Here is a 22,431-nt window from a genome sequence, read left to right as displayed (position 1 = left end):
ATGCTCGCCGCAACCGGCCGAAAAAACCGCACCTCTTCCCGTCGCCGTTTCCCTTGACATGATGCCGAGGCGCTACTACCTTCCGCAACAGCTGTTAGCACTCACCTTGGTAGAGTGCTAACGCGCCTTTCAACATCCACCATACCGCGTCAATCGCGTGTGCTTGAAAGAGGAAGCGGATTCCATGACATTCCGTCCGTTGCATGACCGTGTGGTCGTTCGTCGCGTCGACAGCGAGGAAAAGACCAAGGGTGGCATCATCATCCCCGACACCGCCAAGGAAAAGCCGCAGGAAGGCATCATCGTCGCCGTCGGTCTCGGCGCCCGTGACGAGGACGGCGAGCGCATCACTCCCGACGTCAAGGAAGGCGACCGCGTGCTGTTCGGCAAGTGGTCCGGCACCGAAGTGAAGATCGACGGCGAAGATCTTCTCATCATGAAAGAGTCCGACATCCTCGGAATCATCGGCTGATCGCCCTCCACCGTATTCTCATCAGATGATTTCTTAAGGCAGGAGTTACAGTAGCCATGGCTGCCAAGGACGTAAAATTTTCCGCCGATGCGCGCGAGCGTCTGCTGCGCGGTGTCGACACGCTCGCCAACGCGGTGAAGGTCACGCTCGGTCCCAAGGGCCGCAACGTCGTCATCGAGAAGTCGTTCGGCGCACCCCGCATCACCAAGGACGGCGTGACCGTCGCCAAGGAAATCGAGCTTGAGGACAAGTTCGAGAACCTCGGCGCCCAGCTCGTCCGCGAAGTCGCCTCCAGGACCAACGACCTCGCCGGCGACGGTACGACGACCGCGACCGTTCTCGCCCAGGCCATCGTGCGCGAGGGCTCGAAGGCGGTTGCCGCCGGCCTCAACCCGCAGGACCTGAAGCGCGGCATCGACCTCGCCGTCGAGGCTGCGGTCAAGGACATCAAGGCTCGCGCCAAGAAGGTCGCGAACTCGCAGGAAGTCGCGCAGGTCGGCACGATTTCCGCCAACAGCGAGGCCGAGATCGGCAAGCTGATCGCCGAGGCCGTGGAGCGCGTCGGCAACGAGGGCGTGATCACGGTCGAGGAAGCCAAGAGCTTCGAGACCGAGCTTGACGTCGTCGAGGGTCTGCAGTTCGACCGCGGCTACCTGTCGCCCTACTTCATCACCAACGCCGAGAAGCTCGTCGTCGATTTCGAGGACCCCTACATCCTCATCCACGAGAAGAAGCTCTCCTCGCTGCAGCCCCTGCTGCCCGTGCTCGAAGCCATCGTGCAGACCGGCAAGCCGCTGCTCATCATCGCCGAGGACGTCGAGGGCGAGGCGCTGGCCACGCTCGTCGTCAACAAGCTGCGCGGCGGCCTGAAGGTTGCTGCCGTCAAGGCTCCGGGCTTCGGCGACCGCCGCAAGGCCATCCTTGAGGACATCGCCATCGTCACCGGCGGCCAGACGATCTCCGAAGATCTCGGCATCAAGCTCGAAAACGTGACGCTCGCCCAGCTCGGCCGCGCCAAGCGCGTGCGCATCGAGAAGGAAGCCACCACGATCATCGACGGCGCCGGCGCGAAGGAAGACATCGACTCCCGCGTTGCCCAGATCAAGGCGCAGATCGAGGAGACCTCCTCCGACTACGACCGCGAGAAGCTGCAGGAGCGTCTTGCCAAGCTCGCCGGCGGCGTCGCCGTGATCCGCGTCGGCGGTTCGTCGGAAGTCGAGGTGAAGGAGCGTAAGGACCGCGTCGACGACGCGCTGAACGCTACCCGCGCCGCGATCGAGGAAGGCATCGTCCCCGGCGGCGGTGTCGCCCTTCTGCGCGCCAAGGCCGCTGTCGAGCGGCTGACCGCCGACACCCCGGACATCAAGGCCGGCATCGATATCGTGCTGAAGGCGCTTGAGGCGCCGATCCGCCAGATCGCCGCCAACGCCGGCGTCGAGGGCGCGATCGTTGTCGGCAAGATCCTCGACAACGACTCGCAGACCTACGGCTTCAACGCGCAGACGGAAGAGTTCGTGGACCTGATCGAGGCCGGTATCGTCGACCCCACGAAGGTCGTGCGCACCGCCCTGCAGGACGCCGCGTCGGTCGCCGGCCTCATCGTCACGACCGAGGCGCTGGTTGCGGAACTGCCCAAGGACAAGCCCGCCCTCCCGGCTGGTGGCCCTGGCGGCTTCGGCGGCGACTTCTGATCCGTCAATCCCGGTTCCGGCCAGCCCGTCTGGCCGGACATCGCCGGAACAGAGAAACGGCCCCGTTTTCGCGGGGCCGTTTTTTTATTGCACAGGTTCGTGAGGCGGACGGTCGCGGCGGCTACATCAGCCCACGCCGACCGGACATGAGCGTCACCGCGAGCGGGATCGTGGTCGTGATCAGGATGGTGACGGCGCTCATCGCCATGCCGAGCCCCACCGAGCCCTGATCGAACTGGCGCCAGATGAAGATCGAGATCGTCGCCATGCCCACGGGCGCGAGCAGGATCGAGGCCACGAGTTCGCGCGTCGCCACCGCGAACACTAGCAGCATCGCCGAGATCAGGCTGGGCAGCACCAGCGGCAGCAGGATGCGCCGGAAGGCCGTGAGCGGCGTCGCGCCCGCGACGCGCGCTGCCGCCTCCAGATTGTCGCCCACCTGCCGGAAGGCCGCGTTGGCGTAGCGCACCGTATAGGGCAGCAGGATGCAGCAATAGGCCATCAGCAGGATGAGCGGCGTGTTGTAGGGCGTGACCGGCAGCCACGGCTGGTTCCACGCCAGGATGATGCCGACCGCCACCACGATGCCGGGAATGGCGTTGGGGATGACGGTCAGCGCATCGAGAAAGCCCTTGCCGCGAAACTGCGTGCGCACCACCGCGTAGGAGGTCGCGGCGCCGATGAGGCCGGTGATCAGCGCCGTCGCGGCGCCGAGGCCGAGACTGTTGAGCAGCGCCTGGAACGCCCCGTTCTCGTCCGCGGCGATGGCGCGGAAATGGCCGAAGCCGATATTGTCGGCCGCCAGCCCGCCCGACAGGGTCTTCGACAGCGCGGTGGCGAAAATCGCGAAAAGCGGCACGCCCACCGCGAGCAGGCTCACCAGCGCGAAGACCGCGACCACCGGAATGGCGAAGACGCCGAGCGGTCGCTTGTGGAACGCCTGCGGCTTGCCGCCCACCGTCTCGAAGGAACGGCGTGACAGGATGCGCAGCTGGACGAGAAAGGCGCCGAGCGACATCATCACGAGGATCAGCGACAGGATCGCCGCGCCCGGCAGGTCGATGGGCCAGTCGGAAACGCGCGTGTCGATGCCGGTCACCAGCACCTCGAAGCCCGACTGGCGGCCGAGCGCCGCCGGCGTGCCGTATTCCTCGATGGTCATCGCGAACACGAGCAGCAGGCTCGCCATGAGCCCGGGGAGCGCAAGCGGCAGGGTCACGCGCCGGAAGGCGGTGAAGGGCGAGGCGCCGAACACCCGCCCCACGTCCGCATAACGGCCGCCGATGGCTTCCACCGTGCGCGAGACGGCAAAATAGACCACGGGGAAGGCGCCGAGCGTCATCACGAAAACGACGCCCCACAGCGAGAAGAGATAGGGCCCGGCGTTGAGGCCGGTGAGCTGCGTCAGGTAGCCGTTGGGCTGCAGCGTCATGATCCAGCCGAGCGTGGCGATATAGGGCGGGATCATGAAGGGCACGAGCAGCAGGATGTCCCACAGCGGCGCCAGCGGCACCCGGAACAGCGCCCGCAGCACGCCGAGCGGCACCGCGATGACCGCCGAGCCGGCGACGACGCCGAGCCCGAGCAGCGCTGTATTGCGTGTCATCCGCAGCAGTCCCGGCTCCGTCAGCACGTCGGCGACGCGGGTGAATGGCGCGGAGAGCGACCCCTGCCCGAGCGCCGGGAAGATCGCCTGCAGGACGATGAACGACAGGGGAATGAGGACGAGCACGACGAGCGCGAAAGCCGCGCCCCACACCACAGGACCGGGGCTGCGCATGGTTTCTCTCAACAGCAGGAAAAGACGGGGCGCCTCCCGGCGCGGAACGCGCCCCCGTCCGGCCTGAGCCGGCTTACTTCGCGAAGATGGCGCCGAATTCCTTCAGGATATCGGCCCGCTTCGCATAGACGGCGTCGGTGTCGATCTCAAGAAGCTTGAGGTCCTTGATCACCGGACGGTCGGCCTTGACGTCGCTGCGGGCGGGGATCAGGAACGCCTTGGCGACGAGCGCCTGGCCGTCGTCGGAGAGCATGTAGTCGACGAACTTCTTCGCCTCGTCCTGCTGCTTCGACCAGTTGAGGATCACGACCGGGCGCGGCGCGATCACGGTGCCGGAGGCGGGGAAGATCACCTCGATCGATTCGCCCTTCTGCTGGCCGGCGAGCGAGATGTAGTCGACCGCGCCGAACACGGCGGCCTTGGCGCCCTGCAGCACCGGGTTCAGGGCGGCGGCGTTGGCGCCAGCCACCACCGCGCCGTTGGCGGCGAGGCCTTCGAACAGCTTCCAGTTGCCCGCCGTGCCGCGCAGCGCGGCCACGAGTTCGAACGAGGCGCCCGACTGGGCGGGATCCGGCAGCGTCACCTTGTCCTTGAACTCGGGCTTCGTCAGGTCGGCCCATTCGGCGGGCTTCGGCGTGCCGCTCTTGGGATTCCAGGCGATGGCGAGCGCCGAGACGCCCTGCGCGACCGCGGTTTCGGACTTGAGGAAATCCGGCACGTTGGCGGCGTTCGGGCTGGTGTAGGGCACGAGCCAGCCGCGCTTGGCGAAATCGGTCGCCGTATCCCACGAGGCGGAGATCAGCACATCGACCTTCGGATTGGCGGCCTCGGCCTCGATGCGGGCCATCACCTGCCCGGTGGTGCCCTGAAACACTTCGGCCTTGATGCCGGTCTTTTCCGTGAAGCCCTTGGCGAGCCCGTTGATGAGGCCAGCGGGACCCGCGGAATAGACGGTGATATCGGCGCGCGCGCCGGTGGCGGTGACGAGACCCACGGCAACGACGGCCGCGAACTGGAGAGACTTGATCATGATGGTTCCCTGGACTGTTTCGACGACCCTGATGAAAACTCAATGCGGAACGGCAGCGCCGGCGAACCAGCGCAGCCGTTCCGGCAGGATGTTGACACCCACCCGCTCGCCCGCGCGCACCCGCTGCTCGCTGACGATGGCAAGCTCTACCGGCGCCGGCGCATCCGCCTGTGGCGGAGGAGCGAGCTGCACGGTGACAAGATAGTGGTCGCCGCGAAACACGGCCTGCACCACCCGTCCCTCACAGACGCCCGCGCCCGGCGCGGCGAGCGCGAGGGCACGGCGCGCCAGCAGCACGCCCGCCTCCTCGCCCGCGATGTCAGCAGACGGCGGATCGAGCGCGAGGTCGGCATCGGCAAGCCGCCAGCGCCCCTCCCGCCGCACGGCCTTGAAGACGGGGCCAAGGTTGAGGAATTCCGCCACACCGGCATCGGCCGGCGCGGCGACGAGGTCCTCCGGCGCAGCGTTCTGCACGATGCGCCCGCCGCGCATGATGGCGACGGAATCGGCCATGGCGAACGCCTCGCCCTGATCATGCGTCACATAAAGAGCGGTGAGGCCCAGATCGCGCACCAGCGCGGCAAGCTCCATCGAGAGCTGGTCGCGCAATTCCTTGTCGAGGTTCGACAGCGGCTCGTCGAACAGCACGAGCTGCGGCTCGGCGACGATGGCACGGGCGATGGCGACCCGCTGCTGCTGCCCGCCGGACAGCGAGGCCGGACTGCGCGCCTCGAAACCGGCAAGGCCAACAAGCGCCAGCGCCTTCGCCACCCGCGCGCGGCGCTCATGCGCCGGGATACCGCGCATTTCCAGCGGAAACGCGACATTGCCGCCGATCGTCAGATGCGGCCACAGCGCATAATCCTGAAAAACCATGCCGAGCCCGCGCCGCTCCGGCGGCACGAAGAGGCCTGTCGCGGCATCCGCGACGACCGCGCCCTGGATGCGGACGGTCCCCTGTGTCGGCTCCAGCAGCCCGGCGACAATGCGCAGCAGCGTGGTCTTGCCGCAGCCGGAAGGCCCCAGCAGCGCCTGGATGTGGCCGGGCGGCAGCGCAAGATCGATCTGCCGCAGGATCGCGTTCTGCCCATAGGTCAGCGCAAGCCCTTTCACCTCCACCGCGCTCGCGGCGGGAAGCGGATCGGCGGCAGTGTTGCGGGCACGGATAGCGGTCTGGCTCATCGGCGGGGGTCCGGGCGGTCGTCTGGGAACGGACAGTCCCGGACTGCCGAAGCCGGGCGGGGACGGCGAATCATCTCGCTGGCGGGCGAGCGACATCGTCCCCGCAGCCCAGCTTCGCCTTTCAACCGTCTAAGGTGTTGATGTAACAGATTTGCGACAATCTCCCGGTAGCCCCGCGGCGCCCGGACAACGCCACAATCGCGCGTCATACGAATTTCGTCGGTGCATATCCGCCATGTCGATGAAGGGCTTGTAAAATCGCGCTTGCGCTGTGACCATTCGGCTAACATTATAGGGAAACTATGTGCCGTCTTCTCGCCTATTCAGGTGACCCTACTTTTATGGATGCCTTGGTCTGCGCACCGAACAACTCGCTTGTGCGCCAGTCGTTGCATGCCTGCGAGGGGAAGACGGCCACCAACGGCGACGGCTTCGGCCTTGCGTGGTACGGCGACCGGGAGGAGCCCGGCCTGTTCCGGGATCTGCGGCCGGCGTGGTCGGACGAGAATCTGCGCTCGCTCTGCGGGCAGGTGCGTTCACCCCTGTTCTTCGCTCACGTGCGCGCCGCCACCAACACCGCCACTACCCGCGCCAACTGCCACCCCTTCGTCTGCGGCCGCTACGCCTTCATGCATAACGGGCAGATCGGCAGCTACCGCAAGGTGCGCCGCAAGCTGGAGGCGCTGCTGCCCGACGAGTTGTTCGACCAGCGGGCCGGCACCACCGACTCCGAGCTGCTGTTCCTGCTCGTGCTGGCGCGGATGGAACTTGGCGCGATGCCGGGGGCGGCCGTGGGCTGGGTGATGCACCAGACCAAACGGCTGATGCTTGAGGCCGGCATCGCGGAGGCCGTGCGCTTCACGGCCATCCTGACCGACGGCCAGACGGTCTGGGCCTTCCGCACCTCCTGCGACGGGCACTCGCCGGGGCTTTATCTGCGGGAACGGCCGGGCGCCACCATCATAGCGTCGGAGCCGCTCGACACCTTGCGCGATGCTTGGTCGATGATCGCGAACAACTCCGTCACCACCGTCCGGCGCGGCCTCGGCGCCGTCACGGAGCCGCTCGTCATCGACGGGCACTCCTGGCCCGTCGCCGCCTGAAGCCGGATTTCGCATGTCCGCAGGCCGCTCACTCGCGCGCGCCGGCGCGGCCGTCGGCGCCGCCTCGGCAGCCTCGCGCGTGCTCGGCTTCGCCCGCGATGTGCTGATCGCGCAGGTGCTGGGCGCGGGTGCAGTCGCCGACGCCTTCCTGATCGCCTTTCGTATTCCGAATGTGGTGCGGCGTGTGCTCGGCGAAGGCGGCATCAACGCCGGTTTCGTGCCGCTCTACGGCGCGGTCCTCGCCGAAGGAGGGCCGGCAGCGGCACGGGCATTCGCCGGCCGCGCCATCGGCGGTGCGGCCGTGCTGCTGCTTGCGCTGACGGCGCTCGCGGAACTCGCGGCCGGGCCGCTGGTGCTCCTGTTCGCGGCCGGGTTCGCAGAAGAAGGCGACAAACTCGCCCTCGCGGCGCTCTACACGCGCCTCGCGCTGCCCTTCGTCGCCTTCACCGGCCTCGCGTCGCTGCTCGCCGCCCTGCTCAATGCTCACCGATATTTCGCCGCTGCTGCTGTCGCGCCGGCGCTGGTCAACGCGCTGTTGATCGGCGCGCTGCTGCTGGCGGAAAACGGCGCCGCCGGCGATCCGCGTGCCGGCGCGTGGCTTGCCGTGGCCATCAGCCTTTCCGGCCTGCTGCACCTTGCCATCGTCGCCGTCGCCGTGGCGCGGATGCCGGGGCAGAATGCTTTGAGCCTGAATTGTCGTTTTGCCCCGTTTTTTTGTTCATGTATCAAATTCATCCGCAAAACGATGCCCGTTTCCCGTTGCGATGCGGCGGGACGCCCCCCCCTCTCCCCGCCCGTCATCGCGGACCGTGCAGCCGATGGCGCCGTCGGCCGCCTGCTGCGTTTCGCGTTGCCGGCGCTCGTGGCGAGCGCGATGACGCAGGTCATCCTGCTCACGGCGACCGCGATCGCCTCCGCCGAGCCCTCCGCCGTATCGTGGCTCTACTACGCCGACCGCGTCTTCCAGTTGCCGCTCTCCTTCATCGGCGTGGCGGCGGGTGTGGTGCTGCTGCCGGAGTTCGTGGCCGGGAAAGGCGGGCCACCGGACATCGCGGCGTCCGTGACCGGCTTCCTCGTCGGTGCGCTCGCGCTGGCGCTGCCGGCGGCGGCGGGCCTCGCTGCGCTCGGCCCCACCATCACCGCCATCCTCTTCGAGCGTGGCGCCTTCACGGCGGCGGACGGCGCGCAGACGAGCGCGCTGCTGGTGACGCTGGCTCTCGGGCTGCCGGCCGCCGCGGCGAGCAAAGTGCTGATCCAGCCGTTCTTCGCGCGCCGGCAGCTTGCGCCGCCGCTCCTTGCGGGGCTGGCCGGGGTCGCCGTCACGCTCGCGGCGGCGCAACCGATGGCCGGCCTGACGGGGGCGCTCGGCTTCCCGGCCGGCCTCGGCCTGTCGACGAGCATCGGCCTGTGGACGCAGGCGCTGGCGCTCGCCATCGCCGCGCGGCGGGATGTCCTGTGGGGGCGGCCGCTGACCTTGCGCGCCGCCGGGCTGGCGCTGGCGGCGGCCGTCATGGGGCTTGCCGTCGCGGGGCTCGACCGGCTTGCCGCGCCGTGGCTTGCGGAGCACGGGCCCACGGCCCTGCGCGCCGGCACCCTCGCGGCGCTCTGCCTCGCAGGCGTCGCGGTCTACACGGCGCTCGCGGCCCTGTGCGGCGCCCTGGACGGCCTGCTGCCCCGGAAAGGGAAGCCGTGATGCTTTTTTCCTTGCCGAAAGGCGCGCGCCTGCGATAACCCGCCTGTAACCAACCGGATATCCGCTTCCGGCCTCCGAACCGACGAAAGGGATGGGACGTTGTCATGTCCGTCTTGAAGAAACGTGTTTTTTCCGGCGTGCAGCCCACCGGAAACCTGCATCTGGGCAACTATCTCGGCGCGGTGTCGCGCTTCGTCGCCTTGCAGGAACACTATGACTGCATCTATTGCGTCGTCGATATGCACGCCATCACCGTCCCGCAGGAGCCGGAGGCGCTGACGCGCCAGATCCGCGAGGTGACGGCGGCGTTTCTCGCGAGCGGCGTCGATCCGCAGAAGCACATCGTCTTCAACCAGAGCCAGGTGTCGGAGCACGCGGAACTCGCCTGGATATGCAACTGCGTGGCGCGCATCGGCTGGATGAACCGCATGACGCAGTTCAAGGACAAGGCGGGCAAGGACCGTGAGAACGCCTCGCTCGGCCTCTACGCCTATCCCTCGCTCATGGCCGCCGACATCCTCGTCTACCGCGCGGACGCGGTGCCGGTGGGAGAGGACCAGAAGCAGCACGTCGAACTGACACGCGACATCGCGCAGAAATTCAACAACGACTACGCCGGTTCCATCGCCGCTCACGGCTTCGGTGAGGCGTTCTTCCCGCTGCCGGAGCCGCTCATCCAGGGCAGCTCGACGCGCGTCATGAGCCTGCGCGACGGCACGAAGAAGATGTCGAAGTCCGACCCCTCGGACTATTCGCGCATCAACCTCAAGGATGACGCCGACACCATCGCCCAGAAGATCCGCAAGGCGAAAACCGACCCGGAGCCCCTGCCGGAAACGGCGGAAGAACTTGCCGCGCGCCCGGAGGCCGACAACCTCGTCGGCATTTTCGCAACGCTCGCGGAACGGATGCCGGAGGACGTGCTGCGCGAGTTCGCGGGCAGCCAGTTCTCGTCGTTCAAGGCGGCGCTGGTCGACGTGGCGGTGGCGAAGCTCGCGCCCATCAGCGCGGAGATGCAGCGGCTCGCGGCCGACCCCGGCTATATCGATTCCGTGCTCGCCGACGGCAGCCGCCGCGCGCGCGGCATCGCCCGCGAGACGATGAACGCCGTCAAGGACATCGTGGGTTTCGTGCGCGACCGCTCCTGACGTCTCTCTCCGGACGCCGCGCCGCACGCAGCCCATTGAATCCCGGCGCGAAAAGCGCCAGATTGGAGCTGTTCGCCGGACGCGGTCCGGCGGGTAACTGTTGTCGGCGCATCGGGTGCCCGGAGAAAGTCAGCCGTTTTCCGGACCGATGCGTTTTTCACCGCCGCCCTTGAAGCGGTCAGGTGAGGAGAAAAGCATGTTCATTCAGACGGAAGCCACCCCCAACCCGGCGACGCTCAAGTTCCTGCCGGGCCGCGACGTATCGCCGGACGCACCCATCGAAATCCGCTCCAGCACGGAGGCGGCCCATTCGCCGCTCGCCCAGCGGCTTTTCGATATCGACGGCGTGTCGAGTGTGTTCTTCGGCAGCGACTTCGTCGCCGTGACGAAGGGCGAGGGCGAATGGCCGCACCTCAAGCCCGCCATCCTCGGCGCAATCATGGAGCATTTCCTGTCCGGCGCGCCGCTCATCGCGGAAGGCCACGACCATGAGGCCTATGGCTACGACGACGGCGAGGAGTTCTTCGACGACGCCGACATCGACACGGTCGAGATCATCAAGGACCTGATCGAGACGCGCGTGCGCCCCGCCGTGGCCGGCGACGGCGGCGACATCACGTTCCGTGGCTACCGCGACGGGATCGTCTATCTCGCCATGAAGGGCGCCTGCTCAGGCTGTCCGTCTTCCACGGCCACGCTGCGGCACGGCATCGAGAACCTGCTCAGGCACTTCCTGCCCGACGTGCGGGAGGTGCAGGCGGTCTGACCGCCAGCCGGATCCAGCCACGTGCTTCGCCGCACCTGGCTTTGCATCCGTGCAAGCGGCACTTGCAGCTTCGTGGCGCCCCGGGGCATGACATGATGTTGCGTTGCGGCATATTGTTCCCGGCGATCATCACTCTCATGCATCACTGGAGATGGATATGACAATCGACAACGCCCCCGGTGCGCCGCTCGACGCCGCTGCCCTCGACCAGCTCTTTCTGACCGCGCGCACGCACAACAAGTGGCGGGACATTCCGGTTTCGGACGACCTGCTGCGCCAGGTGGCCGAGCTCTCCAAGTGGGGGCCGACCAGCGCCAACGCCTCGCCGGCGCGCTTCGTCTTCGTGCGCTCGCCAGAGGCCAAGGCGAAGCTCGGCCCGCTGCTGAGCGAGGGCAACCGCGCCAAGTCGCTGGCCGCGCCCGCCACGGTCATCGTGGCCTACGACACCGAGTTCCCCGACAAGCTGCCGAAGCTCTTCCCGCATGTGGACGCGCGCCCGTGGTTCGCCGGCAATCCGGCGCTCATCGAGGAAACGGGGGTGCGCAACTCATCCCTGCAGGGCGCCTACTTCATCCTCGCGGCGCGCGCGCTCGGCCTCGACACCGGCGCGATGTCGGGCTTCGACAAGGCGGGCGTCGACGCCGCCTTCTTCCCCGAAGGCAAGGTCAAGTCCAACTTCCTCATCAACATCGGCTACGGCGATCCCGCAGGGCTGTTCGAGCGCTTGCCGCGCCTCGACTTCGACGAGTACGCGCGGATCGACTGACCCGCCCTCCGTCATCCCCCGCATATTGGCTGTCCTGCCGGCTGCGGGGGGTGACACGGCCTGCGCTTCGTATCATACATGACGATGAAGAACGATTGATACGACAGGCAGGGGAAGGGTTTGCGGATACTGGCCATCGATACGGCGCTCGGCGCGTGCGCCGCCTGCGTGATCGATACGCAGGCGCCGCCGGCAGATGACGCCAGCACCACCGATCCCTTCTCCCGCGACGTTCTGGCGATCGAGTCGCTGCTGATCGACCGTGGCCACGCGGAAGCGTTGCTGCCGCTCGTCGAACGGGTGGTTGCCCGCTCCGTCGCGCCGCAAGGCGGCACGGCACAGGAAGGTTTCGCCGCGCTCGACCGCGTCGCGGTGACCATCGGTCCGGGCAGTTTCACGGGGCTCCGGGTGGGCATCGCCGCAGCGCGCGCCATCGGCCTCGCCGCCAATATTCCGGCGGTGGGCGTTTCCACCCTCGCCGCATGCCTCGCGCCACTCGTGCTGACCGCCGATCCGCGCCAGCCGGTGCTGGCCGCCGCCATCGATGCCCGCCACGGCGCCATCTATTTTCAGGCAAGCGTTCCCGGCGGGCGGGTGATCGTCCCGGCCCGCCATATCTCGATCAGGGAGGCCGCGCGCCTGCTCGGCACGGGCGCGGTAACGCTCGCCGGTCCGGCGGCCGAACTGCTCGCCGCCGAGGCGAAGGCCGTCGGCCTCGATACGCGGGTGGCCGATTCGGCGCCCGCGCCGGATATCCGCTGGGTTGCGCGGCTGGGCATGGCCGCCGATGCGCGCACCTCCCTGCCACAGCCGCTCTATCTGCGCGGCGCGGACGCAAAACCCCAGGACAAGGCGCGCCTCCCGCGCCAGTGACCCTTCCCGGCGATGCCCGATCCGACCGTGAGTGCCATGTTCCGTGACCTGTTCACCTTCCACCGCGCCCCGCCGCATGTCGCCACGTTGACCACCGGCCATGCCGTTCCGGCATCCGCCATCCACGCCGCGTGCTTCGCGCGGGCGTGGGATGCGCTGGAGCTGGAACGCATGATCGCCAGCGCGGCCCACTTCGCGGATGGCGTTTTCGCGGGCGGCATCTTTCCGGAAGGCGGCGCGCCGCTGCTCGGTTTCGCGCTGTCCCGGATCGTCGTCGACGAGGCTGAAATCCTGACGGTCGCCATGACCCCCGACGCGCGCGGCCAGGGCGCCGGCCGGCTGCTGCTGATGCATCACCTCGACAGGCTGGCACAGTTCGGCGCGCGCACGGTGTTTCTGGAGGTTGACGAGGGCAACGCTGCCGCACGCGCGCTCTACCGCCGCGCCGGCTTCGTCGATATCGGCCGCCGCCCGGGCTATTACCCAAGGCTGGACGGCAGCCGCGCCACGGCCATCACCATGCGCGCCCAGTTGGATTAACGTATCGTTTCCTGTAGACTCTGCATGCGGGAAATCCTGTTCCCGCATGGTTTTGCGTTCGGCTGTCGCCCAACAACGATATTGCGGAGAAATGCGATGTCCCCCCTCCCCAAAACGGTCGCCGACGAGAAGAAGCAGGCGGCGGGCCCCGGCGGGACGGACAAGCGCCTCAACGAGAAGAACGTCATCGAGCGCTTGTGCAGCACCAGCGGCCTGCGCATGACGGGCCAGCGGCGCGTCATCGCCAAGGTCATCGCGGAAGCCGACGACCATCCCGACGTGGTCGAGTTGCACCGCCGCGCCACGGTCGTGGACGAGAACATCTCGCTGTCGACCGTCTACCGAACTGTCAAGCTGTTCGAGGATCAGGGCATTATCGAGCGCCACCAGTTCGGCGACGGTCGTGCCCGCTACGAAAGCGCGCCAGCCGTCCATCACGACCACCTCATCGACATGAACACCGGCGCGGTGATCGAATTCCACTCCGACGAGATCGAGGCGTTGCAGGCGGAGATCGCCCGCAAGCTCGGCTACCGGCTGGTGCATCACCGGCTGGAGCTTTACGCACTTCCAATCGACGACAAGTCTAAATAACGGGTATCCAGCCTTGAGCAGCCTGCGTTTCTACAGCCGCATTGCGGTGCTGGTTCCCGTGACGCTCGTCGGCATCCCGCTGCAGTGGCTGGCGGTGCGCCTCGACGGGCCGGGACGGCGCGCCATTCCGCTACTTTACCACCGCATCGTCTGCGCCACGCTCGGCATCCGGCGCATCGTCCACGGCGAGCCGCCGCGCGGCAAGGCGGCACTGATTCTCTCTAATCACGTCTCATGGCTCGACATCTGCGTGCTGTCGGCGCTCACGCCGCTGTCGTTCATCGCCAAGGCGGAAGTGGGCACCTGGCCGATGGTGGGCCTGCTGGCGCGGCTGCAGCGCACCGTCTTCATCGATCGCGCACGCCGCACGGATACGGCGCGCACCAACGACGCCGTGGCGCAGCGCCTGCGCGCCGGCGATCGCATCGTGCTATTCGCGGAGGGCACCACCGGCGACGGCACGCGCGTGCTGCCCTTCCGTTCCGCGCTGGTGGGCGCGGCGCGGGAGGCGCTGGCCGGCGCGGACAGCGGGCTCGACGTCGTACTGCAACCGCTCGCCATCACTTATGTCAGGCGCGACGGTCTGCCGCTGCAACGGGCCGACAAGCCCGCCATCGCCTGGCACGGCGACATGGAACTCGCGCCCCACCTCAAGGGCATCCTCTCCGGCGGTCCCATCGATGTGCAACTGACATGGGGCACGCCCATTCCCTTCGCCGCCGGCACCGACCGCAAGCAGGCAACGCGCGCCGCCGAAGAGGAGGTGCGCGAGAAGGTGCGCGAGGCGCTCGCCATCGGCGGCAAGATCGGACCGAAATAGTCGGCTACATAAAAAGGTAGACGGCTACATGAAACTGTATGGGTCGACGTCCACTGCCACCCTGAGCTTCGCCGGGTGCCTGGGCGCGCGCTCCAGCCAGTCGCGCAGGTACGCCTGCAGATCGACCGTCCGCGCCGTCCGCACCAGAAGCCGGAAGCGATAGCGGCCGCGTATCATGGCAAGCGGCGCTTCTGCAGGACCGAGCACGACGACATGGGCTGGCGCCTGGGCCATGCGCGCCAGCGCCCGGGCGTAGTTTTCCGCCTCCGCCCGGTCAGGGCCGGAGACGATGATGCCCGCGAGCCGCCCGAATGGCGGCAGGCCCGCTTCCTCCCGCACGGCGATTTCCTCGGCATAAAAGCGCGCCACGTCGCCGGAGAGGATGGCGCGCAGCACGGGATGGTCGGGCTGCATCGTCTGGATCAGCGCCCGGCCGGGCCTGTCGCCGCGCCCGGCGCGGCCCGTCACCTGCTGCATGAGCTGGAACGTACGCTCGGACGCGCGCGGATCGCCGTTCGCCAGGCCGACATCCGCATCGATGACGCCCACCAGCGTCAGGCCGGGAAAGTTATGGCCCTTGGCGACGAGCTGCGTGCCGATGACGATGTCGACCTCGCCGTCGGCAACCGCCTGCAGCTCCGCGCGAATGCGCTCGGCACCGCCGGGCGAATCGCTGGAGAGCACGATGGCGCGCCTGTCCGGAAACACCTCCGCCACCTCCTCCGCGAGGCGTTCGACACCGGGGCCGCAGGCGGCGAGCGTATCCGCCTCGCCGCAGGCGGGGCAGACATCGGGCCGACGCTCGACATGCCCGCAGTGGTGGCAGACGAGCGCGCGGCGGAAACGGTGGTCCACCAGCCATGCCGAGCAATTGGGGCACTGGAAGCGGTGGCCGCAGTGGCGGCACAACGTGAGCGGCGCATAGCCCCGCCGGTTGAGGAACAGCAGCGCCTGCTCGCCCGCCTCAAGCGTCTCGTTGACGGCGGCGACGAGCGGCGGCGATATCCAGCGCCCCCGCTCCGCCGGATGGCGGCGCAGGTCGACGGCTCGGATTTCCGGCAGCGTCCGCCCGCCGAAGCGCTCAGGCAGCAGCAGATGCCTGTAACGTCCCCGGTCGGCATTGACCTTGCTTTCGATGGACGGCGTCGCGGAGGCGAGCACCACGGACGCCTGCTCGAAGCGCCCGCGCACCACCGCCATGTCGCGGGCGTGATAGATGACGCCATCGTCCTGCTTGTAGGCGCCCTCGTGCTCCTCGTCGACCACGATCAGCGCCAGATCGCGAAACGGCATGAACAGCGCCGACCGCGCCCCCGCCACGACGCGCACCGTGCCATCCGCCGTGCCGGCGTGGATGCGCGCGCGCTTGCGGCCCGTCACGCCGGAATGCCATTCGGCGGGTTTGGCGCCGAAGCGCGCCTCGAACCGCGCCAGAAACTGTGAGGTGAGCGCGATTTCCGGCATCAGGATCAGTGCCTGCCGCCCCGCCCGCAGCGCTTCGGCCACCGCTTCGAAGTACACTTCCGTCTTGCCCGAGCCTGTGACGCCCTCGACGAGCGTCACCGAAAATGCCGCCTCCCGCACGGCGGCGCGCAGCGCCTCCGCCGCCGCACGCTGGACATCGGACAACTTCGCCCGCGCGAAATCGGGATCGGGCGGCAGCACCACCGGCATTGGCGGCAGTGGCACAGTCTCCAGCGTGCCCTCGTCGATGAGCCCATCGATGACGGTCGTCGACACGCCAGCCTCGCGGGCGAGGTCGCGCTTCAGGAAGACGTGTCCGTTCATCGCCGCCGCCAGCACCCGCGCGCGCGCCGGTGTCATACGTGCGGGCGAATCGCCTGCACGCCGCACGCCGATGCGCGGTGGCTCCAGCAGGCGGGCGTTATCCTCGCCACCCCCCTCCGGCACGCGCAGCGCGAGCCGCATCGCAAGGCCGCGCGGGGCGAGCGTATACCAGGCAATCCAGTCGATGAATGCGCGCATCCGCTCGCTATAGGGCGGCACGTCGATGCGCCCGATCACCCGCTTGAGGCCTCCCGCGCCCTCGCCCGCTTCCGCATGCGCAGTCCAGACGACGCCAACCGTCTCGCGCTTGCCGAGCGGCACGCGCACCACGTCCCCGGCGTCCAGCGCCATGCCTTCCGGCACCGCATAGGAATAGGCCTTGTCGAGCGCCACCGGCAGCAGGACGTCGACGGTCCGCGGGCAGTTGGAAACCGGATCGGGCGGGGCAGAATGAATCATGGTAACGGGATACGCGATTCCGCGCTGTCGCGGAACAGGCACGCGGCGCGCCATTTACCCGCGATTAGCGCCGCGCCCGTATCATTTCCGCATGAGCAACGTCGCCGCCCTCTCCTTCCCCCTGTCTCCCGACGTGCAGGCGGCCCTGGCCGAATGGCTGCGGCACCTCGGATCGGAGCGCCGCCTCTCGCCGAGAACGCTGGTGGCCTACGAGCGCGATACACGCCAGTTTCTCGCTTTCCTTGCCACCCATCGCGGCGAACCGCCCGCGCTTGCCGGCCTCGCCGACCTCACGCCCGCGGACCTGCGCGCCTTTCTCTCGGAGCGCCGCCAGCATGAGATCGGCAACCGCACGCTCATGCGCCAGCTCGCCGGGCTGCGCTCCTTCGCCCGGTTTCTGGAGCGCACCGAGCGCGGCGAGGCGGCCGCCTTCACCACCGTGCGCGGCCCGCGCATCACCCGCACGCTGCCGAAACCGCTGCCCGTAAACGCCGCGCGCGCCGTGACCGACGCGGACCTGCGCGCCGGCGAAGACAAGCCTCAATGGGTGTTGATGCGCGACGCCGCCGTGCTGTCCCTGCTCTACGGCTGCGGGCTACGCATCGGCGAGGCGCTGTCGATCCCCCGCAAGGACGCGCCCATCGATGGCCGCGACAGCGTCACCGTCGTCGGCAAGGGCAACAAGATGCGTTCCGTCCCCGTACTGCCGCAAGTGAGCCGCGCGATCGCCGACTATCTCGCGCTCTGCCCCTATCCGCTCCCGCCGGACGAGCCGATGTTCAGGGGCGCGAAGGGCGGCCCCCTGTCGCCGCGAATCGTGCAACTCGCCATGCAGACGCTGCGGGGCGCGCTCGGCCTGCCTGCCAGCGCCACACCGCACGCTTTGCGCCATTCCTTCGCCACGCATCTGCTGGGCCGCGGCGGCGACCTGCGCGCCATTCAGGAACTGCTCGGCCACGCCTCGTTGTCCACGACACAGGGCTACACGAAAGTCGACGCCGCCCGGCTGATGGCAGCGTTCGACGCGGCCCATCCCCGCGCACGGGCGCGGTAAAGCACGCTCCAATCCAACGGACTGATTTTAGCGATGAAAATTTGTTCAATATCAAAAAGTTAGATCATTACATCGTCTCTATGAAACGACGTAACGATCCAGATGTTTAGGCCGACGCCGATCCGATCAGCTCGCGAACGAGGAAATGCCGCCGTGCGCGGCGGACCACTCGGCCGGCTTGTTGAGGAAGGCCTCGACCGCCGCCAGCACGCCCGGATCGAAATGACCGCTCTCCTTCGCCGCCGCCAGCACATCCCACCACGTGGTCAGGTAATGCAGCTTGACGTTGAGCTTCTCCATCACCTCGCGGCTGTGCGGGAAGATGTCGTAGAAGAACAGCACGAAGCAATGGTCGACCTGGGCGCCCGCCGTGCGCAGCGCCTCGGCGAAGTTCACCTTGCTGCGCCCGTCCGTCGCCAAATCTTCAACGAGGAGCGTGCGCGCACCGACATGTACCTCGCCCTCGATCTGGGCGTTGCGGCCGAAGCCCTTGGGCTTCTTGCGGATATACTGCATCGGCAGTTCGAGCCGGTCGGCGATCCACGCCGCGAAGGGAATGCCCGCTGTCTCGCCGCCGGCGACGATGTCGATCGATTCGTAACCGATCTCCCTCACGATGGTGGAGGCGGCGAAATCAATCAGCGACGAGCGCAGGCGCGGATAGGAGATGATCTTGCGGCAGTCGATGTAGACCGGGCTGGCCCAGCCGGAGGTGAAGATGTAGGGCGTCTCGGCGTTGAAATGCACCGCCTTGATTTCAAGCAGCATCCGCGCGGCCTGGCGCGCGATGAGTTCGCGATCGATGGGAGGCGGCAAGGTGGTCATGGGGGTCTCCTGAAGGCGTCGCCCGCTGGCGCGGCTGAATCGGTCAAGAGCCTTCAATCACGACCCGGCCCGTTCGGCAAGAATGTTTTATGGCGGGACGGAGCGTGTCAGGATGCCTGCCACCAGGTCACCGCCTCGTCGAGGTCGGGACGGGGACGGTCCTTCTGCTTTTCGCTCCCGGTGCCGATGTGGATAAAGCCGGCAACGCGCTCGTCAGTCGCGATGCCGAGGACGCCCTTGGCCGCCTCGTTGTAGGCAGGCCATCCCGTCAGCCACACGCCGTCGAATCCGGCGAGCGTCGCCGCCGTCAGCAAATTCATGCAGACCGCGCCGGCCGAAAGAATCTGTTCCCATTCGGGTTTGCGCGCCTGCGGGTCCGCCCGGCTCACAACGACGATCGTCACCGGCGCCGCAGCAAAGGTGCCGGCAATCTTCTCAGCCTGCTTGTCCCGCCTGTCATCGTCCTCCTCAGGATTTTCCGACACGTAGAGCCGCGCCAGCCGCTCGCTCGCCTCGCGCTTGGCCGCGCCCTCCAGGACGATGAGCCGCCACGGTTCCAGCTTGCCGTGATCGGGAACGCGCAGCGCAATCGCCAGCAGACGCCGCAGCAGCGCGGCATCCGGCCCCGGCGCGCCGAGTTCGAGCGGCGCCGCCGAGCGGCGGCGCTCCAGCCTCTTCAACCGCTTGTCGACCTGTGCCTCATCCACCATCGCCGCCTCCCTCATTCGTCCGCATCAACCATAGCCGACGGCGGAAGAGAGTAAATAGCTGATATCTCTTTATATTCGCACGAAACAAGGGCAGTCCGGCCAATAAAAAAGGCGGCTTGCGCCGCCTTTCAGCACCCGGAACCGCTCCGGCTTCAACGGCTGGCGGCAGCCCGCAGGTCGCGAAGCTGCACCACTTTCTCGGACGCAGCCTGCTTGTCCTCGAAAGTCTTGGCGTCGCGCACGTCCTCTTCCGCGTCCCGGATTTGGCTGTCGACGAAGGCCGTATCGATCTCCTCGACCGGAATGGCGTATTCCGCAAGCACGGTGAGGCCAGCAGGGTTCACGTCGGCGAAGCCGCCGCGCACGAACAGACGCCGGATGTTCTGGTTCGCGTCCCGAATCTGGACGACGCCGGGCTTCAGCACCGCCATCAGGGGTGCATGCGCAGCCAGCACCGTCATCTCGCCATCGACGGACGGAACCGTGGCGCTTTCGGCCTGGCCCGCGAACAACAATTTCTCAGGCGAGACCAGCTCGACATGAAAGGTAGCCATGACGGTACTCCCGACCTCTCTTCAGCCTGCGGGGCGCTTCACCGCCCCGCCCTTTTCATCGCGTCACGCGGCTTCGGCGGAGAGCTTCTGCGCCTTCTCGACAGCCTGCTCAATGGTACCCACCATGTAGAACGCCGCTTCCGGCAGGTGGTCGTACTTGCCTTCCACCAGCCCCTTGAAGCCCTTGATGGTGTCTTCAAGACCGACCAGCGTGCCGGGCGAACCGGTAAACACTTCGGCAACGTGGAACGGCTGCGAAAGGAAGCGCTCGATCTTGCGGGCGCGGGACACCGTCAGCTTGTCGTCTTCCGACAGCTCGTCCATACCGAGGATGGCGATGATGTCCTGCAGGGCCTTGTAGCGCTGCAGCACCTGCTGCACCGAGCGGGCAACGCCGTAGTGCTCGTCGCCGACGACGAGCGGCGACAGGATGCGCGACGTGGAGTCGAGCGGGTCGACGGCCGGGTAGATGCCCTTTTCCGCGATGGCGCGCGAGAGCACGGTGGTGGCGTCAAGGTGCGCGAAGGACGTGGCCGGTGCCGGGTCGGTCAGGTCGTCGGCGGGCACGTAGATGGCCTGCACCGAGGTGATCGAGCCCTTTGTGGTCGTGGTGATGCGTTCCTGCAGCGCGCCCATGTCGGTGGCGAGCGTCGGCTGGTAACCCACTGCGGAGGGGATACGGCCGAGAAGCGCCGACACTTCCGAACCCGCCTGCGTGAAGCGGAAGATGTTGTCGACGAAGAAGAGCACGTCCTGGCCCTGGTCGCGGAAATGCTCGGCGACGGTAAGGCCGGTCAGCGCCACGCGGGCACGCGCACCCGGCGGTTCGTTCATCTGGCCGTAAACCAGCGCGCACTTGGAGCCGGCGGCCGAGCCGTTGTTCTCCTTGGGATCGACATTCACCTTCGATTCGATCATCTCGTGGTAAAGGTCGTTGCCCTCGCGGGTGCGCTCGCCGACACCGGCGAAGACCGAGAAGCCGCCGTGCGCCTTCGCGATGTTGTTGATCAGTTCCTGGATGAGCACCGTCTTGCCGACGCCCGCGCCGCCGAACAGGCCGACCTTGCCGCCGCGCGCATAGGGGGCGAGCAGGTCGATGACCTTGATGCCGGTAACAAGGATCTGAGATTCCGTGGACTGCTCAGCATAGCTCGGCGCCGGCTGGTGGATGGCGCGGATGTCCTCGGCCTCGACCGGGCCGGCTTCGTCCACCGGCTCACCGATGACGTTGAGGATGCGTCCGAGCGTCGCGTTGCCGACGGGCACCTTGATCGGCGCGCCCGTGTCGGTGACGTCCTGTCCGCGCACCAGCCCCTCGGTCGTGTCCATGGCGATGGTGCGCACGGTGTTCTCGCCGAGCTGCTGCGCCACTTCGAGCACGAGCCTGTGGCCGCGGTTCGTGGTCTCCAGCGCGTTCAGGATCTCGGGCAGCTGCCCGTCGAACTGCACGTCGACAACAGCACCGATCACCTGCGTGATGCGGCCAGTACTCTTAGCCGGGGAAACATTAGTCATGGTGCTGCTCCGTCCGAGGCCGTCCGAGCCTCTCATTCATCCTACACCTGGCGCCGGCCACTGCTGGCCGCACCCTTCCCGATATCGTCGGCGCCGCAAGGCGCCCTCCCGTGCGCCGCGTCAGATCGCCTCTGCGCCCGAGATAATCTCGATCAGTTCCTTGGTGATCATCGCCTGACGTGACCGGTTGTAAATCAGCGTCTGCTTCTTGATCATTTCGCCGGCGTTGCGCGTCGCGTTGTCCATCGCCGACATGCGCGCGCCCTGCTCGGAAGCGGCGTTCTCCAGCAGCGCCCGGAAAACCTGTACCGACACGTTGCGCGGCAAAAGCGTCTCGAGGATTTCCTCCTCGTTCGGCTCATAGGAGTAGACCGCATCCGCCACCGCATCGTCCGGACGCTCCGGCAGCACGGCCGGAATAAGCTGCTGCGCCGTCGGAATCTGCGAGATCACCGAGCGGAACTCCGAGTAGAACAACGTGGCGACATCGAACTCGCCCGCCTCGAAAGCCGCGATGATCTTCTTGCCGAGCCGGTCAGCGACATCGAATGTCAAAGTCTTGACGTCGCGCAGATCCACGGTTTCGATGATGTAGTCCGCGTACTGGCGGCGCAGGGCCTCGTAGCCCTTCTTGCCGATGGTGATGATCTTCACCGTCTTACCCTGCGAGAGCAGGGACTGGATGTGCTCGCGCGCCAGACGAACGATCGACGAGTTGAAACCGCCGCAAAGACCGCGCTCGGCGGTGGCAATGATCAGCAGGTGCGTGTCGTCCTTGCCCGTGCCGGCGATCAGCGGCGGCGCGCCATCGCCCGGCCCGATGCTCTGAGCCAGATTGGCCAGAACGCGGTCGATGCGCTGGGCGAAGGGACGCGCGGCCTCGGCCGCAAGCTGGGCGCGGCGAAGCTTCGCCGCGGCCACCATCTGCATGGCCTTGGTGATCTTCTGCGTCGCCTTCACGGAGGCGATGCGGTTGCGCAGGTCCTTCAAGCTCGGCATGGTTGACGCCTATCTCCTCGCGGGGAGCGTGACCCTGTCACGCTCCTTCCCGATCCATACCCGATCCGG

General features: G+C 67.5%; 21 protein-coding genes. 12 read left to right on the top strand and 9 right to left on the bottom strand.

Translation table 11 applies throughout. From position 1 onward, the window contains the following. The first annotated feature begins 184 nt into the window (after positions 1-184). Positions 185-472: a co-chaperone GroES gene (groES, locus tag FHS82_RS16795; protein ID WP_166954956.1), complete on the top strand. Its 288-nt coding sequence runs from the start codon at positions 185-187 to the stop codon at positions 470-472. Positions 473-528: 56 nt separating this feature from the next. Next, the gene (groL, locus tag FHS82_RS16790; protein ID WP_166954954.1) at positions 529-2,163 is read left to right on the top strand and encodes a chaperonin GroEL; all 1,635 of its coding nucleotides are present in this window, start codon (positions 529-531) and stop codon (positions 2,161-2,163) included. Between the two features lie 121 nt (positions 2,164-2,284). Here the strand turns inward: groL and FHS82_RS16785 are convergent, their stop codons facing one another. The 3 genes from FHS82_RS16785 to FHS82_RS16775 all read right to left on the bottom strand — a co-directional run bounded on the left by FHS82_RS16785 (position 2,285) and on the right by FHS82_RS16775 (position 6,155). Continuing rightward, positions 2,285-3,943, bottom strand: coding sequence for an ABC transporter permease (locus FHS82_RS16785; protein WP_166954952.1), 1,659 nt, complete (start codon positions 3,941-3,943; stop codon positions 2,285-2,287). A 73-nt stretch (positions 3,944-4,016) separates the two neighbouring features. Further along, on the bottom strand, positions 4,017-4,973 hold the full coding sequence (locus FHS82_RS16780) for an extracellular solute-binding protein (protein WP_166954950.1): 957 nt from the start codon (positions 4,971-4,973) through the stop codon (positions 4,017-4,019). A 39-nt stretch (positions 4,974-5,012) separates the two neighbouring features. Further along, complete coding sequence (locus tag FHS82_RS16775) at positions 5,013-6,155, bottom strand: ABC transporter ATP-binding protein (RefSeq protein ID WP_166954948.1); 1,143 nt, start codon at positions 6,153-6,155, stop codon at positions 5,013-5,015. Positions 6,156-6,457: 302 nt separating this feature from the next. On the opposite strand from FHS82_RS16775, the gene FHS82_RS16770 reads away from it, so the two are divergent. The 9 genes from FHS82_RS16770 (at position 6,458) to olsA (ending at position 14,458) form a co-directional block, all read left to right on the top strand. Continuing rightward, positions 6,458-7,258, top strand: coding sequence for a class II glutamine amidotransferase (locus FHS82_RS16770; protein ID WP_166954946.1), 801 nt, complete (start codon positions 6,458-6,460; stop codon positions 7,256-7,258). 13 nt (positions 7,259-7,271) lie between these two features. After that, a complete protein-coding gene (gene murJ / locus FHS82_RS16765; protein ID WP_166954944.1) occupies positions 7,272-8,951 on the top strand; it encodes a murein biosynthesis integral membrane protein MurJ in 1,680 nt (559 codons plus the stop codon). 104 nt (positions 8,952-9,055) lie between these two features. Beyond that, positions 9,056-10,099, top strand: a complete 1,044-nt coding sequence (gene trpS / locus FHS82_RS16760) for a tryptophan--tRNA ligase (RefSeq protein WP_166954942.1) — start codon at positions 9,056-9,058, stop codon at positions 10,097-10,099. Between the two features lie 196 nt (positions 10,100-10,295). Continuing rightward, on the top strand, positions 10,296-10,865 hold the full coding sequence (locus FHS82_RS16755; RefSeq protein WP_166954940.1) for a NifU family protein: 570 nt from the start codon (positions 10,296-10,298) through the stop codon (positions 10,863-10,865). 157 nt (positions 10,866-11,022) lie between these two features. After that, complete coding sequence (locus FHS82_RS16750) at positions 11,023-11,631, top strand: malonic semialdehyde reductase (protein WP_166954938.1); 609 nt, start codon at positions 11,023-11,025, stop codon at positions 11,629-11,631. A gap of 120 nt (positions 11,632-11,751) precedes the next feature. After that, the gene (tsaB, locus tag FHS82_RS16745) at positions 11,752-12,504 is read left to right on the top strand and encodes a tRNA (adenosine(37)-N6)-threonylcarbamoyltransferase complex dimerization subunit type 1 TsaB (protein WP_166954936.1); all 753 of its coding nucleotides are present in this window, start codon (positions 11,752-11,754) and stop codon (positions 12,502-12,504) included. Positions 12,505-12,540: 36 nt separating this feature from the next. Then, a complete protein-coding gene (locus tag FHS82_RS16740; RefSeq protein WP_166955235.1) occupies positions 12,541-13,044 on the top strand; it encodes a GNAT family N-acetyltransferase in 504 nt (167 codons plus the stop codon). A 219-nt stretch (positions 13,045-13,263) separates the two neighbouring features. Continuing rightward, entirely contained in the window at positions 13,264-13,638 is a 375-nt protein-coding gene (locus FHS82_RS16735) for a Fur family transcriptional regulator (protein WP_246225410.1), read from the top strand. Positions 13,639-13,651: 13 nt separating this feature from the next. Next, entirely contained in the window at positions 13,652-14,458 is an 807-nt protein-coding gene (gene olsA, locus FHS82_RS16730; protein ID WP_166954932.1) for a lyso-ornithine lipid O-acyltransferase, read from the top strand. A 24-nt stretch (positions 14,459-14,482) separates the two neighbouring features. Here olsA and FHS82_RS16725 read toward each other — a convergent pair whose 3' ends face one another. Next, the gene (locus tag FHS82_RS16725) at positions 14,483-16,705 is read right to left on the bottom strand and encodes a primosomal protein N' (protein ID WP_166954930.1); all 2,223 of its coding nucleotides are present in this window, start codon (positions 16,703-16,705) and stop codon (positions 14,483-14,485) included. A gap of 91 nt (positions 16,706-16,796) precedes the next feature. Here FHS82_RS16725 and FHS82_RS16720 point away from each other — a divergent pair, with 91 nt between their 5' ends. Further along, on the top strand, positions 16,797-17,759 hold the full coding sequence (locus tag FHS82_RS16720) for a tyrosine recombinase XerC (protein WP_166954928.1): 963 nt from the start codon (positions 16,797-16,799) through the stop codon (positions 17,757-17,759). Positions 17,760-17,885: 126 nt separating this feature from the next. Here FHS82_RS16720 and FHS82_RS16715 read toward each other — a convergent pair whose 3' ends face one another. The 5 genes from FHS82_RS16715 to FHS82_RS16695 all read right to left on the bottom strand — a co-directional run bounded on the left by FHS82_RS16715 (position 17,886) and on the right by FHS82_RS16695 (position 22,362). After that, entirely contained in the window at positions 17,886-18,584 is a 699-nt protein-coding gene (locus FHS82_RS16715) for an orotate phosphoribosyltransferase (protein ID WP_166954926.1), read from the bottom strand. Between the two features lie 107 nt (positions 18,585-18,691). Further along, the gene (locus FHS82_RS16710; RefSeq protein WP_166954924.1) at positions 18,692-19,294 is read right to left on the bottom strand and encodes a nitroreductase family protein; all 603 of its coding nucleotides are present in this window, start codon (positions 19,292-19,294) and stop codon (positions 18,692-18,694) included. 152 nt (positions 19,295-19,446) lie between these two features. Next, on the bottom strand, positions 19,447-19,848 hold the full coding sequence (locus FHS82_RS16705) for a F0F1 ATP synthase subunit epsilon (RefSeq protein WP_166954922.1): 402 nt from the start codon (positions 19,846-19,848) through the stop codon (positions 19,447-19,449). A 63-nt stretch (positions 19,849-19,911) separates the two neighbouring features. Beyond that, positions 19,912-21,363, bottom strand: a complete 1,452-nt coding sequence (atpD, locus tag FHS82_RS16700) for a F0F1 ATP synthase subunit beta (RefSeq protein ID WP_166954920.1) — start codon at positions 21,361-21,363, stop codon at positions 19,912-19,914. Positions 21,364-21,483: 120 nt separating this feature from the next. Beyond that, positions 21,484-22,362, bottom strand: a complete 879-nt coding sequence (locus FHS82_RS16695) for a F0F1 ATP synthase subunit gamma (RefSeq protein WP_166954918.1) — start codon at positions 22,360-22,362, stop codon at positions 21,484-21,486. Between the last annotated feature and the right edge of the window lie 69 nt (positions 22,363-22,431).

This window comes from Pseudochelatococcus lubricantis (assembly GCF_011762225.1).
GTDB classification, from domain to species: domain Bacteria; phylum Pseudomonadota; class Alphaproteobacteria; order Rhizobiales; family Beijerinckiaceae; genus Pseudochelatococcus; species Pseudochelatococcus lubricantis.
Note: the sequence above shows the minus strand (reverse complement) of the source record. Positions and strands in the feature narration are given on the sequence as shown.